10 protein-coding genes and 1 pseudogene are annotated in these 14,825 nt (G+C 38.8%); 5 read left to right on the plus strand and 6 right to left on the minus strand.

Features of this window, described 5'->3' with window-relative positions:
- Window positions 1-230: 230 nt before the first annotated feature.
- Window positions 231-1,733 (minus strand): annotated as a pseudogene (locus tag D5R40_RS15815) (AAA-like domain-containing protein).
- 681 nt (window positions 1,734-2,414) lie between these two features.
- On the opposite strand from D5R40_RS15815, the gene D5R40_RS15820 reads away from it, so the two are divergent.
- The 5 genes from D5R40_RS15820 to D5R40_RS35340 all read left to right on the plus strand — a co-directional run bounded on the left by D5R40_RS15820 (window position 2,415) and on the right by D5R40_RS35340 (window position 7,281).
- A complete protein-coding gene (locus D5R40_RS15820) occupies window positions 2,415-3,398 on the plus strand; it encodes a DUF2589 domain-containing protein (RefSeq protein ID WP_124154891.1) in 984 nt (327 codons plus the stop codon).
- A 451-nt stretch (window positions 3,399-3,849) separates the two neighbouring features.
- Entirely contained in the window at window positions 3,850-4,782 is a 933-nt protein-coding gene (locus D5R40_RS15825) for a hypothetical protein (protein WP_124154892.1), read from the plus strand.
- 45 nt (window positions 4,783-4,827) lie between these two features.
- Window positions 4,828-5,517 carry a DUF2589 domain-containing protein gene (locus tag D5R40_RS15830; RefSeq protein ID WP_124154893.1) on the plus strand — a complete coding sequence of 230 codons (690 nt, stop codon included), beginning with the start codon at window positions 4,828-4,830 and terminating at the stop codon, window positions 5,515-5,517.
- A gap of 355 nt (window positions 5,518-5,872) precedes the next feature.
- Window positions 5,873-6,706 carry a hypothetical protein gene (locus tag D5R40_RS15835; RefSeq protein WP_124154894.1) on the plus strand — a complete coding sequence of 278 codons (834 nt, stop codon included), beginning with the start codon at window positions 5,873-5,875 and terminating at the stop codon, window positions 6,704-6,706.
- A 419-nt stretch (window positions 6,707-7,125) separates the two neighbouring features.
- Window positions 7,126-7,281, plus strand: a complete 156-nt coding sequence (locus D5R40_RS35340) for a hypothetical protein (RefSeq protein ID WP_161564998.1) — start codon at window positions 7,126-7,128, stop codon at window positions 7,279-7,281.
- Window positions 7,282-7,509: 228 nt separating this feature from the next.
- Here D5R40_RS35340 and D5R40_RS15840 read toward each other — a convergent pair whose 3' ends face one another.
- The 5 genes from D5R40_RS15840 to D5R40_RS15855 all read right to left on the minus strand — a co-directional run bounded on the left by D5R40_RS15840 (window position 7,510) and on the right by D5R40_RS15855 (window position 14,303).
- Complete coding sequence (locus D5R40_RS15840; protein WP_124154895.1) at window positions 7,510-8,121, minus strand: hypothetical protein; 612 nt, start codon at window positions 8,119-8,121, stop codon at window positions 7,510-7,512.
- Window positions 8,122-8,649: 528 nt separating this feature from the next.
- Entirely contained in the window at window positions 8,650-8,823 is a 174-nt protein-coding gene (locus D5R40_RS35345) for a hypothetical protein (protein ID WP_161564999.1), read from the minus strand.
- A protein-coding gene (gene prfB, locus D5R40_RS15845) for a peptide chain release factor 2 (RefSeq protein WP_124154896.1) occupies window positions 8,777-9,893 on the minus strand; the annotation gives its coding sequence in 2 pieces (ribosomal slippage) (window positions 8,777-9,820 and window positions 9,822-9,893; 1,116 coding nt in all). The genes D5R40_RS35345 and prfB overlap by 47 nt, the downstream gene beginning before the upstream one ends.
- A 569-nt stretch (window positions 9,894-10,462) precedes the next feature.
- Window positions 10,463-11,191: a Bax inhibitor-1/YccA family protein gene (locus D5R40_RS15850; protein WP_124142710.1), complete on the minus strand. Its 729-nt coding sequence runs from the start codon at window positions 11,189-11,191 to the stop codon at window positions 10,463-10,465.
- A 1,399-nt stretch (window positions 11,192-12,590) separates the two neighbouring features.
- Window positions 12,591-14,303 carry a peroxidase family protein gene (locus D5R40_RS15855; protein WP_124154897.1) on the minus strand — a complete coding sequence of 571 codons (1,713 nt, stop codon included), beginning with the start codon at window positions 14,301-14,303 and terminating at the stop codon, window positions 12,591-12,593.
- Window positions 14,304-14,825 lie beyond the last annotated feature (522 nt).

Here is a 14,825-nt window from a genome sequence, read left to right on the forward strand (position 1 = left end):
GTAGGGTTTTAGCCCCATAAATACTTATCTTAGGGCTAAAGCCCTACTACAAACAAAAACTTTACCGAATAATTAATAATTACTCCAACAAGCGTAGGTTGGGTTGACGCAGGTTAGCGCCAGCTTATCCGTTAGGATAAACCCAACAATAGTAAAGCTTTTTTAGATTTCACTATTGTTCTACCTAACCTAAATTTTTAGGCGTTTCAGTCCAACAGTCCAAATAACAATCAATTCAAAACTCCCATAAAAAACGGACGAAATAACTCACAAGAGAGACTTGCCCGATTCCGGGACGGATCGCTTTGCGAATCGCCTTCCAAATGAACCAACCCCATGTTTTGCAACTGATAAGCAAGGGATACTTTTATACGTATGGGTTTGGGGTTGTTCACAATTTCACTAAAAATAGGCAATAATTCATCGTAGCGTTGCAGGTTCCACCATTGTTGTTGTAGATGTTCTCCATAAAGAGAAGTTGCGCTCTGGGAATTGTCTAAAAGTTCTTCTAGGGTTATAGTTTGTTGCTGTAGGTAATAAAACGCCAACTGCAAGCGATAGGGATGTCCGCCCAGAATAGTAATAAGTTGCTCGATTTGTTGTTCGGTTATTTCTTGTTCGTAGCGCTGTGCTAGATCCTGCACTTGAGCTGGAGTAAATTCAGGTAAATTAATGACTAACCCAGTATTAAACAGAGAAGGATTAATCGACAGAGGCATCATAATTTCAGTAGAATGAACTGTCACCAGTCGCAGCTTTTGCCAAGGATTACTTTCTGCTACCCCTGCTGTAGCTTGCTCAGACCAGGTTCGCAGAAGTTGGAGAAATTCACGAGCAATATCTGGGTAGGCAAAAAGCTGATTGAGTTCATCGATAGCTATGATCAGAGGTCGATCTAGGTTTGCTAAGATAATATCATTGAAGTAGTCAGTGGCCGTTGATTTGCTACTTAGGGAGTTATCCCAACAGTCGGCTATCTGATTGTCCGCCATCGCCTACGGCGATGGCGCATTGAGAAATCCTAGTTCCTTGCTAACTCTAGTACATATCCATTGTAGGAAGCGTTTTAAGTTCTGTAAAATCTCACCATCGGCCAGTTGTAAGTTCAGATAAACAGTTTGATAGCCCAGGTATCTTGCATAATGCAAGATACGGCTCATCAGGGAAGTTTTGCCCATTTGCTTGTGGGCGCGGATGTTCAACAGTGTACCTGCTTCCTGGATACCTTCGTAACAGAGGGACTCGATGATGGGATTGCCAATATAAAAGATAGAATTTAGGGCGATCTGTCCTCCTGGTACTGTTGGCAAACGATGTTGCAGATCGTTATTGTGATTGAAGCATTTTTTTGATTGGGGGGGATTGCTACCATCGCCAAGCATATCGAAATGATAATTGCAGGCAGGTTCTGGGATTAAGCAGGTTTGAGCAAACGGCATTGAGTTAATTTTTGTCCGATTATCTTGATGGGAATTTAGGTAGAGATAGTCCTCCTCTATCAAAGTGAGATTAAAAGCATGGAAGCAACACTTCAAAGTCCGTTTATCAACTCCTGACGAGCGGCCAAAAACTTTGCTGAGAGTATTGGGAGTCAAACCTGTTTCTTCACTGAGATATTCTAGAGTGTAGCGCTTAAAATGTTGCTCAATTTCTGCCTTAGCTTTTGCTTGATTGAGTTTTTTTAAGCCTTGAATAGTTAAAACTACGCCTCGTCGGCGTACATTGTTGGTCATGGTTATGATATTCTTTTATGGCTTTGTTGCATGAAAGTTAGGATAGAACTCAGTTCTGCCCTCTAGGATTGCAGTTTTATCTGATTATTATAGATTCAAACAACCTTCAGTTTGCACTCCAACAAAGCCGTTTAATTGGATAAATAAATGTATTTATTGGGTCAATAAAAAAGCTTGAATTCAAGAAAATAAAACCCAGAAATATTTTTTTTACACTAGCAATGATTACAATTAATTCAATAAATATATCAATTTAGGTATTTTAAAATCTATAATTTATATTTTTCAAGATAATTACTTACTAATTAAAACTAAAATTTAGACTAAATTTATTCTTGATTTCAGTATGAAATTATGGCTAATTATTTACCAATTATATGAGAATTGTACTTATCCCACATTTCTCAGTATAAACGTTAAAAATTCAGCATTTTTGTTAAGTTTGAAATGAAAAATACAGTGCTTAACTTTTAACTTTTTAGTTTTTCCAAAGTTAAATAATTTTCTCCCCAATGGTAGCCTTAAGTTTTTGATTTCAGTATAATTTGCTGTTGGAAATCCCTAGCACTCAACCCTTAACTTTTTTCTTAAAATTGTAATCTTTGGTGGTATTTAGAGCAGAAAGCCAGCATGATATAAAAAAATCAAATTATTCTACAAAATCAATAAAGGATAACTTTCATGCCTGCAATTGATACCACACCATCCAAGGTGGCAACCACTGCTTTACAAGGTATTCCATTCTCTTCACTGATTGGAGGACCTTTAGATGCTGCTGTTAACGCTCAAATACAGTCTGCAAAAGGAACTATAGACTTTATCCAGAATGTGGGTATGACCGGACCTCCGGATAATCGAAAGGCAATCCAAGTGGAGTTTATCTATTATGCTGATGGACGAGAAGCAAAACTGATTGTCCCGCTTTTGACAATTTTGCCCATTCCTTACTTGGCTGTAGACTCAGTTGATATCAACTTTAAAGCAAGTATTAATGCGTCTTCATCAACCTATGCAGAAACTTCAACTCAAGAAGAAGCCCAAGCTGGGGGCAGTGCAGAAGCCTCCTTTGGATGGGGGCCTGTTTCTGCTAAAGCTAGTTTTGATGCGAGTTACTCCAGCAAAAAGGATTCTAAAGCAACACAAGAATCAAAATACTCGGTTGAGTACACGATGGATCTCCATGTTCATGCTGGTCAGGAAGATATGCCTGCCGGTCTGGCAAAAGTCCTGAACATTCTAGGTGATAGTATTACACCTAGTGCTAATAAACCCACTATACAAGTAGCTCCTGGAACCCTAGTTGCTAACGATCCTACAAAAGGTCCTCAAAACCTTTTGGTGACAGCCATTTTGTTTGATGAAAAAGCTATGCGTGCTGCAGGGAAAGAGATTGACGTTGCTCGAAGCGATAATACTCCTCCTACTAATATCGAAGTTAAATTCGGTGAGGCAGAGACTAGTAAGTTTACAACCGATGACGATGGTACTGCAGAAATTCAGATTACAATTTCAGTAAAAGCTGATGCTAAAGGAACTACACCAGCGCAGCGAGTGAAACTCAAGTTGACATCTTCAAACCCTGCCGCGTCAAAGATTGCCACTTTGGTTATTCCTGAATTTACTGTTCCTGAGTCTGATCCAGCTACCAGCGGCCAAGACTCGTAAGCATCTTAACCACAGCGGTTTTCATTTCAGTAGACCACAGTAGGAGCGAATGGCTATGTGCTAACGCAAAGCTGCCGCTTTATATTTCGCGGAGGGTTAACGTTTGCGGAGCATTCCGGAACGGAAAGTTGTGCGTTAGCTAAACGCCCCTACAGGGTTTTGGTCATGACAATGTGGCTCATCAATCTGAAAAGCGCTGCAGGTTACTAAAAAGCAGCAATCTAATCTATTTGGAACTTTAAATATATAGATTGCTGCTCCCTTTCCTTACCTAATAATTAAGGTTTAAAGCCTCTTCTTTACAGGAGAAACAAAAAAAAATTTTCCTTTGAGTCAATCTTCTCCTTGAAAAGAAGAGGTAATAATTAATTATTAATTGTTGAACTATGGTCAATTAAGCCTGAAAATTAGTTTTCTCTAGCTATTTCCAATCTCAAAATGGGTATTCGATATGTTACTTAGAAAAGTTGTTAGCGCAATTCTCACTGACTTTGTGGGTGCTCAAGACTTGTCTAATGAATATGCAAGTCAAATTAGTCGAAAATATAAACAGTACAGAAACGGGAAAGAAAATATCTTAAACAACTTTGAGTCACCCGTCAGTCTGCTCAAAGAAATTGATTTAGAACTAAAGTTTACTATCATAGATATAGATGAGATTAGTAGTGACGCACTAGATATTGAGGAGAGTTGGGGAAACTGTAGAAATATTGCAGATGAAGTGATTAAACCTGTTATTAGAGAGATGCAAGCCTTGATTGGCACCATACTCCAGGATATACCAGGTCTAGTCAGTTCAGACGATCAGATTCGATCTACCTTGCTCGAAACAGATGCTCCTGAAGACAGGCAGAATACTCGAGTACAAAATCTCCAAAATCTTTGGAGCAGCATTAGAAATAATTTAGACAATGAAGACTTCAAAGATTCTGTCAAGCAAAAAATCACTCAGAAGTTGTTCAAGACAGGCAAAAGCAACTTTTTGAGAGGTAACACACAGCTTAGTCAGGAAACTATTCGAGAGATAATTGTAGATAAACTTAAGGAAGGGATTTTATCTCATCCAGATTATCGTGAGGTATTCAAGCAAACCAAAGAACTCAACCCAGGGACTCAAACTTCCAATTTTATTCAAAATATTCGAGACCGTTCCCAGGATATATTTACTCAAGCTGCCGACAATTTTGTTCAGGAAACAGAAGCGCGAACATTACTACAAAAGCTCCCAGGATTACTTCCTCATGCCGACATTATGGTATCGCCTAGCTTCCTAAGAGAATTACCACCTGAAACAGTGTCTTCATTGAAAATTCAGACTAAAATGGAGAGCTACCAGTGGATAGTATCTGAATCTGGTGAGAGCCTACAGAAAGTAAGAGAATAGGTCATTTTTTTAAGTTTTAGAACACATAAAGTTAACTAATTAATCATGTCAGCATTAGATAACGATCAAGTTATTGAGCTATCTCAGCTCCTATCACAGCCAATAATTTCCACCCTTGAAGCTGACTTAAATTCGGCTAAACGGTTCGTTAAGTTTTTAACAACTTATAGCTTTGAAGAAGCCAGTAATCTGATTCAGGAAGGGGATCAAATTCGAGAGCTAGAAGATGAAAATAGTGAACTACCACGAGGAGTTTCTAAACCGTCGAAATTAAAAATGGTGACATTTTTATATCGGCAAATCGATCCTGTCGATCGACTTGAGAAACTTTTTCAGGTACAAGTTCCCTTGATATCCTTAATTCCCTTACCACTCTTGCAAATAGAGAAAGCTGAGTTTGATTTTAACATTCATATTGTCTCAGAAACTGATCTGACTACCGAAGGTGCAAAGTCTAGGGCACTTTTAGGCGAACGGTCAAATGCAGAAAATGAGACACAAACCCAGTATGGAAAAAGCTTTAAAGGCTTAAAAGCCAGGTTATCACCTTCAGTTGGCCGTTCTGAAAGTGGTGAGATTCATCAAACTACTGATGCTAACATGAAGGTCAAACTTCAAATGAGGCAAGCTGATTTACCTGGTGGACTAGCTTATTGGATGTCTACATTTAATAATGCTACATCCCTCAATCAAGTAGAATTACCTCAGCCAGATTCTAAGGATGAATCTCCATAAGCAGCAGCAGTTTAGTCCAGTGATTCTTCTGCCTCCAGCAATTTATAAGTAGCTTGAAATTTTTCTTGTTCAATTTAAGATTTTTTGTCCTACTATTATCAGTAAAAGATGTCTATCAATCCTTCAAAAAAACCCTCTCCAGGGATTCCCTGTCCACGGTGTAATTTTTTCATTGAAATGTCTGTCCAAAGTTTACTATACCAAGCTTCATTTCAATGTCCAGCCTGTTTCTTGACCTTAAGCATGGATCGCAATCAGTCTAGACCCGCACTAGAAGTATTGCAAAAAGTCAATAAAGAGATGGAAAACATAGAAAAACACAAAAATTTTGATTTATAGAATTTAACAGGAAGATATGCAACTTAGCAAAGTTGTCGGTGCTATCCTTAATGATTTGTCTGAGGCTCAAGACTTGGCTAATGAGTATTCTAGCCAACTTAGCCGTAAATATCAAAAGAATAGGGATACAGATACAGATGACAATGACAATGTATTGACAAATTCTGAGGTTCCATCTGCGCTGATCAAAGAAATCAGCCTTGATTTGAAATTTATTATCAATGATATTAAGTCTGATGGTTTTACTATAGATGTGGATAAGACACAGGAAAACTGTAGAAAAATAGCAGAGACAATAGTGAAGGAATTGATTCCAAAGATTAACAAAACGATCAAAACTTTAATAAATAAGGCTAACAAATTTAGCACTGATAACTTAGATCCTGCTAGGGTGACAAAAAATATTGTTACTCCAGAATTTCGCAATCGACTTGAGTCAATATCTTATCTGGATTTGTTTAGACTATGCCACAGAACTTTTATGTCGGAAAATGATTTAAGTGAGTCTGAAATCAAGAATAGTATCACTAAGAAACTCGAAGATGAATTGTTCAAGCAAGAAAATATTAAAATTCTGCTTGAAGTAGAAGAACCTGACAATCCTCAGGAAGTGAAGCTAGTTAAGGACACAAAAGAACAATTTCAGGAAGACTGTTTATCTTCTGTAGATGCTGCTCTTCAGGAAATTAACGATATTCAAACTGTGATTCAAAAAATTAAGGGAACTCCCAAAACTGAAGTTATTATTAATCCCAGAGTTTTAATGAAAGTTCCAAAAGAGGTAATTCAAAGCCTCCAAATTACTGCAAAATATGATGACTATAAATGGACAATTTGGGGAGTTGGTTAAACTTTGTATTAAAGCTTGAACTCTAGTAACTGTAGACCATACTCAAGCTCGGTATTTGCATGATTTGTAGCTTGAAAAGAAAACCGCTAATGGGACTTAAACAAAATAGAGCCAGAAAATAGGCTCAAATATAGACGGGTAAAGGCTTTTACGTCAAAAAGGTATAAATCCTGAATTACCAAGGGTTCTAGCCATTTTTAGGGCATCGACGTAATTCCCTTGTCTAGAGTGGGTTTGAAGTATTTTTTTGACCAGAAAATGTTTAAGTACCACTAATTAAAACAAAGGAGATTATTATGCCTCTTAATGTCCGACCAGTTGAAGGTTCCGGAGCCACAGGTCCTGCTATGAAATGACCACTGCCACCAGAAGCAGATAAACAGGTAAGCAATGCTATTAGACAGGTAAACAGTGGAAATATGTTTGGAGGACATCTAGCTACCTTTATTGGGGATGTTTTTGGTTGGCGCGTAGATCGCCAGAACCCTCCTGCAAATTTTATGAATATTTCCGTTCAGCGTAATGGAATTAGTCCCCCCAGTACAGTAGCAACTGTGTTTGTTCCTCAGCCTTAAAGGTTCTTCCTCCTCTCCCTGGCTCTCCAACGTCTGCGCATGATGCTCCTATGAAAGAACTTGAAAGATTTACACGACAAGTTCTGGAACTCAGTTTTGCAAGTCATGCACAGCAGAATAAAAAGTGGGTGATAACCCGATATGAGGTATATGGTAATTTTTCAGCCTGAAAAATACCATCAGGACTTACGCATCACCACTATATAACGTTTACCGCTGACCGCTTTTTTAACAAATAGGTTGCTTCCCTGGTTTCACAGCATGAATATACTCACTTCCAGAATTAGGCCAGCCGCGACGATAAGCTGCTAACTCTGGTTTTCCCCATCCTAACTGTAGTAGCATCTCCAGAAAATTAGATTTTTCCCACTTCAACATATTTGCCCATTCTGTACGTTGAGCGATCGCTTCTACTTCTTGTATTTCTATTTTGCGAAAGTCTCGACCACTACCCACACTTAAATATAAGTCCATCCCCATTGTCACCTGACTCCAGAAATTTAATACAGAAACCTTTGCTGCCTGCAAAATTTCTAGATCGCTCAATAAAGCAATTAATTGTTCATGCACTACGGGAAAACTAATAATCTTATCATTAACTGTCACCTGTCGCCACACAATACCAGAGACCAAATATTCTGTTTGATAGCGATGAACAGCAGCTTTAAAATCTTGATATGCAGTAAACTTTTGGAAAGCTTCTGGTTTGAGAAAATGGTCAACTACTGGGTTTCCCGTGCGGGGAGTTGCTGCCAAATTCAGGCGTTGGCCTTGCAGACAAGCTTGGCGCTCTTCAGCTAGGATATCTATTAGCTCGATAGTGCTGTAGACCTTTGACATGAGGACATATTATAGTCAGGGTGGGATAAAATATCTTCATTGTGACATATTTTGGGCTAAAGAGGGAGTAGGGGAGTGGGGGAGTAGGGGAGTAGGGGAGATGGGAGATGGGAGCATTTTTCGGTGGTAGTGCTGTCATGATTTTTGTTATGTATGGCAGTGGGAGCATCTTGCTCCTGTTCCAGACGTCCCTTGTTCTTGTATACCATTACCCGAAGAGGACTAACTATTTTTCTACACCTAAAATGTTGCAATAGTAGGGGCGGGTTCCGGGTTAAGTTAATGGTGTGACAAATTATTCAGATAAACCCGCCCCGACCCATTAACGAAGTCAGAAGTCAGAAGTCAGAAGTCAGAAGTTATTTTTGTAACGGAGATTTGAGCTTCGCTCCAAAAATATTTCGCCAGTCAAGGCGGGGTGGCGCGACCTAATTATTGCTCTGCTGATTAAATCTAAAAGCATTGACATATAAAGACAAGTGCCTTTTTGGGGCTTTTCAAAAGTGCCTGGTTTTCAGCTCTTTATGCTCAAAAAGGAGCGTATTTTAGGCGCATAGTTGGGCAGAAAAATCCCAAATTAACAATTCTTGCTCCTATCTCCTCGCTCATTCCCATTTCTCCTGTCTCCTGTCTCCTGTCTCCTGTCTCCTGTCTCCTATTGACTCTCGACCATTTGATTTTCTTGTCGGAGATAAGCTTCAATAAATGAGTCTAGCTCGCCATTCATCACATCCGTAATAGCAGTAGTTTCTTTCTGAGTCCGTAAGTCTTTTACCATCTGATAAGGATGGAATACATAGTTACGAATTTGATTACCCCAAGCTGCTTCTACCATGTCACCCCGAATTTCACCAATTTCTTGAGCGCGTTGCTCTTTGGCAATTATCAGTAACCTAGCTTTGAGCAATGCTAATGCTTTTTCCTTATTTTGTAACTGACTGCGCTCTTGAGTACAACGCACAGCTAAACCTGTAGGAACATGAACAATTCGTACCGCTGTTTCAACTTTGTTGACGTTTTGACCACCCTTGCCGCCAGACCGAGAAGTAGTAATTTCCAAATCTTTTTCTGGAATTTCCAACTCTACAGAATGATCTAGCACAGGCATCACTTCAACTCCTGCAAAACTGGTTTGCCGTTTGCCATTGGCATTAAAAGGTGAAATTCTGACCAAGCGATGAGTACCTTTTTCTGCTTTCAGATAACCGTAAGCATAGCGCCCGATAATTTCCAGAGTTGCAGACTTAATACCTGCTTCATCTCCTTCAGAAATTTCTGCTAACTGTACTTTATAGTTATGGCTTTCTCCCCACCGAGTATACATCCGCAACAACATCTCTGCCCAGTCTTGAGCGTCTGTACCTCCAGCACCAGCATTAATAGTAATAACTGCACCATTTTGGTCATAGAGACCAGATAATAATTGCTGTAGTTCCCACCGGTCTAACTCCTGGTTGAGACCAGAGATAGTTGCTTGAGCTTCCTCCAATAAAGACTCATCTGTCTCCAGCTCCAATAACTCAAAGATTGCTCTAGTATCTTCCAGATTATTTTGCCATTGCTGATATTGCTGTAGATGAGATTTGAGGTCATTAAGCTCTTGCAGAGTATTTTGTGCCGTTGTTTGGTCATCCCAAAATTCCGGTTGAGCTGCAACTTGCTCTAAATCTTGGATTTTTGCTTTTAGTGCGGGAACGTCAAAGATAGTCCTGGGTTTTTCCCAGACGAGAGGACAAATTTTCAATTTCTCGTTTAATGTCTAATACTTCCATGGCGATCGCCTCCTTTCAATAGTCAGTTCAGTAGTAGACTGACACAGCTAAAATGGTGCAATAAGTGTAGGTTGGGTTGAGAGAAGTTAGCGCTAGCTTATCCGTTAGGATCAACCCAACAGTAGTAAGCTTTTGTTGGGTTTCCCTTCGGGAAGCTCCGCTAACACTGCCGTACCGCTACTTGGTGTGCAAGCTACAACCCAACCTACATTTTTAGGCGTGTCAGTTCAGTAGGGTGTGTTAGCGGTAGCGTAACACACCAAAACCCTATATCTATTGTCAGTGCGTAAGTCCTGTTACACACAAACCACTATAAAAATAAACTATACAATAAAACCCGGTTTATTTCAGTGCTGGGTTTAGCACTAATACCGGGTTTGGCAAATTTTGGTATCGCTTTTGCTTGCTTTTCGTCCATCAAAAGAGGACTATACCTAAACTTACTGAAAAGCTGATAGCTATAGAAAGGGAAAGAGTTGCTTAGGACTTATGGGGATGATTAACCTCAGATAGGGAAATGTTTTTCCCACCGTTCCCTATTCCCTATTCCCTATTCTCTGATGTATAAATTAGTCGCGACTATTAATAGCTATCAAAAGTCGCAGAATAAAAATGAATAGGTTGATGTAAGTTAAGTACATTGAGAGAGCTGCGGGAATATACTGATCGTCGCGATAAGTACGAGGCAAGATGTAAAAATCTACCACTGCAGCGCCAGCAAATAGAAATACACCTATGCCAGATATACCTATTTCTAGCCAACTTGGAGTATAAACACCGAAAAAGCTAAAAATAACTTGGCCCACAACTGCTACTAATAAAGCAATTATTCCCAAGCTGACAGTTTTAGTCAAGGCCATGCCATCTTCTTCAGATAGATTTGAGCCTATTTGACGAGCTGCTATAAAGGTGACACCACAACCGAGGGCAGCAAAACCTACTCCCCCAATACCTACTCCTTGGGTACTTAAAGCCACAAATACTAAACCACTCAGAGTATAGCCGGATAACAAGCTGTAAGTAGCTAATAAAGGTAGGGCTACGTTATTATTGCCTTTTTCCGCAATTCCACGGGCAATAAAAAATAATGCTAATTCGCCGATAAGTGCTACCCAGAATGTGGTCATAAATAGACCAGGGTTAGACTGCAGCACTTGTAGGCCACCAAAAGTACCTACTGCTGTGAGAATTAGGCCACCACCTACAAAAGGTAGAGCATTAGAAATCACGTTAGGGCCAACTAGGTTTTGACTTTGAGCCTCACGAATTGCTTGACGAAAATTGCTGGTATTAGCCATAAGAGTTTTCCTTAATTACAAAAAAGGACTTTTATCAAGAAAGGAGTCAGGAACTAGGAGTCAGGAGTCAGAGTTGAATTTCAGATCCTCACTCATTAATTTTGTGCCCTGGTATTGTACGTTGCCAATTCCAAGCCTCCTCTACTTTGACCTGACTTTTTATATCTACATATTATTGTGACATTTTAGTTAGATTTTTGCATATAGCATATTATATTTATTTATGTCAGTGATATGACGCACACTTCACAATAAATTGTTATTTTTTATGAAAATACAATTTAGCTTAGTAAAAAATACTTAGTAACATCACTCAGTTGTGTAGACTAATTACTTATAATTGGCTTGAAATCTATATAAGGCTTTTTTTGATCATTTTCCATATATATGAAATAGGTAAAATCAATTAACTACATATATCTACGACTATTGTTCTAATTGTTAATACTGTTATATATATGATAAAAAATACTTTAATTCCGTAAATATCTCTGGTGAAATAACATTGAATAGGGTGAAATTAGTAGTAGAGTTTTTTCAAGATTCAGTAAAGTCTTGCAAAAAGGCTTGCAACACTTAAGTAGGATTAGTTAGATTATATTTGTGAGGGCAAGAGAGGTTCACAAACCGCTAAAACTACTGAGAAGTATCAATCTTCAAGTTAAAGTAAACTAATTATTAAACTCATACTCACACCATCAACTCATATAGTATCCGGATAATTAGTTATTGTATGATGAAAGGAGTCAGGAGTCAGGAGTCAGGAGTCAGGAGGAAGAAAGGATGAGAGTTGGAATTATCTGTGGATATTCCGGCATTTTATGTCTGCATTGAATGGAAGTAGAAAGTGCGATAACTGTATAACCTGATTTTATATTAAATATTGAAGTGTGGATAGAATTATAAACATATACTACATAACCGGATTCTATATCACACACATAAATTATGAATTACTAGGTGTTTTAACCATGAAAAATCTATTAAAGTACGCATTCGCATTGTCCGCAGCTACTGTTTTCGGTAGACCTAACTCCTAAGTAATTAGGATTAATATCATACACCTGCTTCAGCAACGCAAAAAAAAAATATCTGTGAAATAAACTCTCAGAGCGATCGCTAGTTCATTAGCGGTCGTTGATCATTTGTAGGAGCGTTGTATGCAATGCTCCTACTATGTATAGCAGAAATAAGAAGGAAGAAGGAAAAATCTTGGATTGTCTAAGTTTTAAGCTTTTAATATTTCCTCACCTTTCTTTCGACTGCTATATTACAGGACTTACGCATAAGGTAGGAAAGACTAAAATTTGAGATTGCTTTCCGTTCCGGACTGCTGCGCAAACCCTGTCGGTCGCTTCGGACGAAAATACGTTCCAGGTGCGTAAGTCCTATTTATTAATTAACTGCGATCGCTCGACTGTCTGTTAATTGTTGGTAACATCTTCCATAGACGACCAATCATCAAAAAACTAGCCAGGATAATTAAAGAAGTAGGTCCGCCATCGTTAATGTTAGGCACAGGAGTAGTAGAAGTACTCACAAAGAACACATTTTCAGAAATATTTTCAATTCCAGTGTTCGACTTGATAATATCCGACAACTGAAGACCACCTAACCAATCTGAAACCAAAACACCATCGCCTAACTCCCACTCAGCAAAGTGAGTATCATTTTCATACCAGAAGCGATCGCCATCTCGCAATCTTTCAAACTGGTCTTCTAAAATCGCTTCATTCAACTCCCCAATACTAGAATTTTGTAAATTATCTTCTGCCAACATTCCCACCCATAGGTCAATTTCGTCAACATTGCTATAAACCGCCTCTAGTGATGCCACCAATTCTGGGTCAGATGAAATGTCACTAAAATTATCTTTCCTAGGTAAACCCAATGCTTCCCTAACATCATTGTAGCGGGCCAAACCATGATCCCTCCCGCGCTGAATATTCAGAGCTGCCAAATCTGTTCCATTTACTACTGGCCCTTCACTAGGAGGACCAAATAATTGATTCCGCAAATCATCAATTACTTTCGCGTCTGTTTTCTGCTGTACCTGAGAAGCTAAACCACGCAATATCGGATCTATTCCTCCTTTTTCAGTAATACTATCTGGCCGGAAGAAAACTTCAGATAAGTTTAGTGGGCAAAATTCTGTAGAGCTACCATCTTCATTCAAATGTTGTAGAGTAGGACTAACCATAGTATGTCCCAAACGAAAACCTGCTGTAGAAAATTCTGTACTGATATTAGGATTAACAGTTGAATCATAACCAGTATAAGGGTCGAGAGTCACGCCCAAAGCAGGCAAGAATTCGTCATAAGTAATTTTCTGGATTTGAGCCCCCACTATTTTACGCGCCCGTTGATAAATCTCTTCATCCCGAGCAATAGGGTCTAAAGGTAAGTCTGTATGAGTAGCTTCAATAATTTCAGCGATACGGTTATGCTCTCGTACAAAAAGAGTGTGTATTGAGGTTAAAGCTGAGTTTTCATTTGCTCGTACATCCCCTGCCAAAAAAGTGTTTGCACCCATTGCTTCTTCCATTGCCATGTGAGGTGCATCTTCATCGTCACCTCTAGTTAGCAGTAAATCTCCTGTGGAGTGAGCAGTCACCTTCAATTTTCCACCGTCAAAGCTGCGTAAGAAGTCAGCACGTTCTTGGTCGCTACCATATACATTGCTGCCATCTATCCAAGCTGTAATTTCATTAAATTGGTGGCGGGGGTTAGTGAGGTCAGTGCCAGTATTTTCATCAAAGAGCGATCTAGTAACAGGAATCAATGAACCTTTTACAAAAACAGGGTCGTCGTTAGGAATGGGAATGCTAATAGTTTCTGCTGTTGGTCCTGACTGTAACTCACTCAAAGTGATATCATGGTCAAGAAATTGTCCCCATAACCATGTATAATCACTTAAATTTCGGGGGTTTAGAATAGATTCTGATTGGTTAAACACAGTGTTACTAATAAATCTAGCATTCGGACCGTCAACTAATTCAGAGATGCCATCTTCATAATTTGCTGGTGCTAAACGAAGCAAATTTTCACCAGTTCCACCATATTGAGGATGATCTAAGTTATTGTTACTACCGTCAAATGTACGAAAATTCATAGTTTCCACCTGTATTTTTCTCAACTACATCCTGATCCTTATACTTCTACTTCTACTTTTCCCAAGCTTATGCAGTTTTTCCCAGTATTTTGATTAAGATCTGCTGAATTACTTATATTAAGTTTTACTGATCGCTTTGTATAATGAATTTATCTGTAGAATTATATAGATTATTTCCTAAACTTTTGGTTATATGGCTTCTTATTTGGGTTGTATAGACAATATTTAGGTAATAAGGTCATATGCAATGCCATGTCCATAAGTTACTATTGCTAGAGATGAGGAAATTTTTGGAATTCTCCACAAAGGTTCCACTGGCAATCACATAGAACCCATTTAGTATCTTTGTCAGCGACCCGCATTTTTTTTGCTAGGAGTCAGGAGGGTTTAATCAGGAGTCAAGAGATGGACGGAAGGCATAAGGGAAAAGGTTAAAAAATATTCCCTATCTCCTTACCTCCCCATCTGATTTTTAACATAGGCTCAAATGGATTATATCCGCAAAATAATGTAAATATGTAG

The organism is Okeania hirsuta, from assembly GCF_003838195.1.
GTDB classification, from domain to species: domain Bacteria; phylum Cyanobacteriota; class Cyanobacteriia; order Cyanobacteriales; family Microcoleaceae; genus Okeania; species Okeania hirsuta.

Excerpts from the sequence above, each read along its gene's own strand:
- D5R40_RS15820 (WP_124154891.1), top strand. The coding sequence starts at position 2,415 with ATGCCTGCAATTGATACCACACCATCCAAGGTGGCAACCACTGCTTTA.
- D5R40_RS15825 (WP_124154892.1), top strand. The coding sequence starts at position 3,850 with ATGTTACTTAGAAAAGTTGTTAGCGCAATTCTCACTGACTTTGTGGGT.
- D5R40_RS15830 (WP_124154893.1), top strand. The coding sequence starts at position 4,828 with ATGTCAGCATTAGATAACGATCAAGTTATTGAGCTATCTCAGCTCCTA.
- D5R40_RS15835 (WP_124154894.1), top strand. The coding sequence starts at position 5,873 with ATGCAACTTAGCAAAGTTGTCGGTGCTATCCTTAATGATTTGTCTGAG.
- D5R40_RS35340 (WP_161564998.1), top strand. The coding sequence starts at position 7,126 with ATGTTTGGAGGACATCTAGCTACCTTTATTGGGGATGTTTTTGGTTGG.
- D5R40_RS15840 (WP_124154895.1), bottom strand. The coding sequence starts at position 8,121 with ATGTCAAAGGTCTACAGCACTATCGAGCTAATAGATATCCTAGCTGAA.
- D5R40_RS15850 (WP_124142710.1), bottom strand. The coding sequence starts at position 11,191 with ATGGCTAATACCAGCAATTTTCGTCAAGCAATTCGTGAGGCTCAAAGT.
- D5R40_RS15855 (WP_124154897.1), bottom strand. The coding sequence starts at position 14,303 with ATGAATTTTCGTACATTTGACGGTAGTAACAATAACTTAGATCATCCT.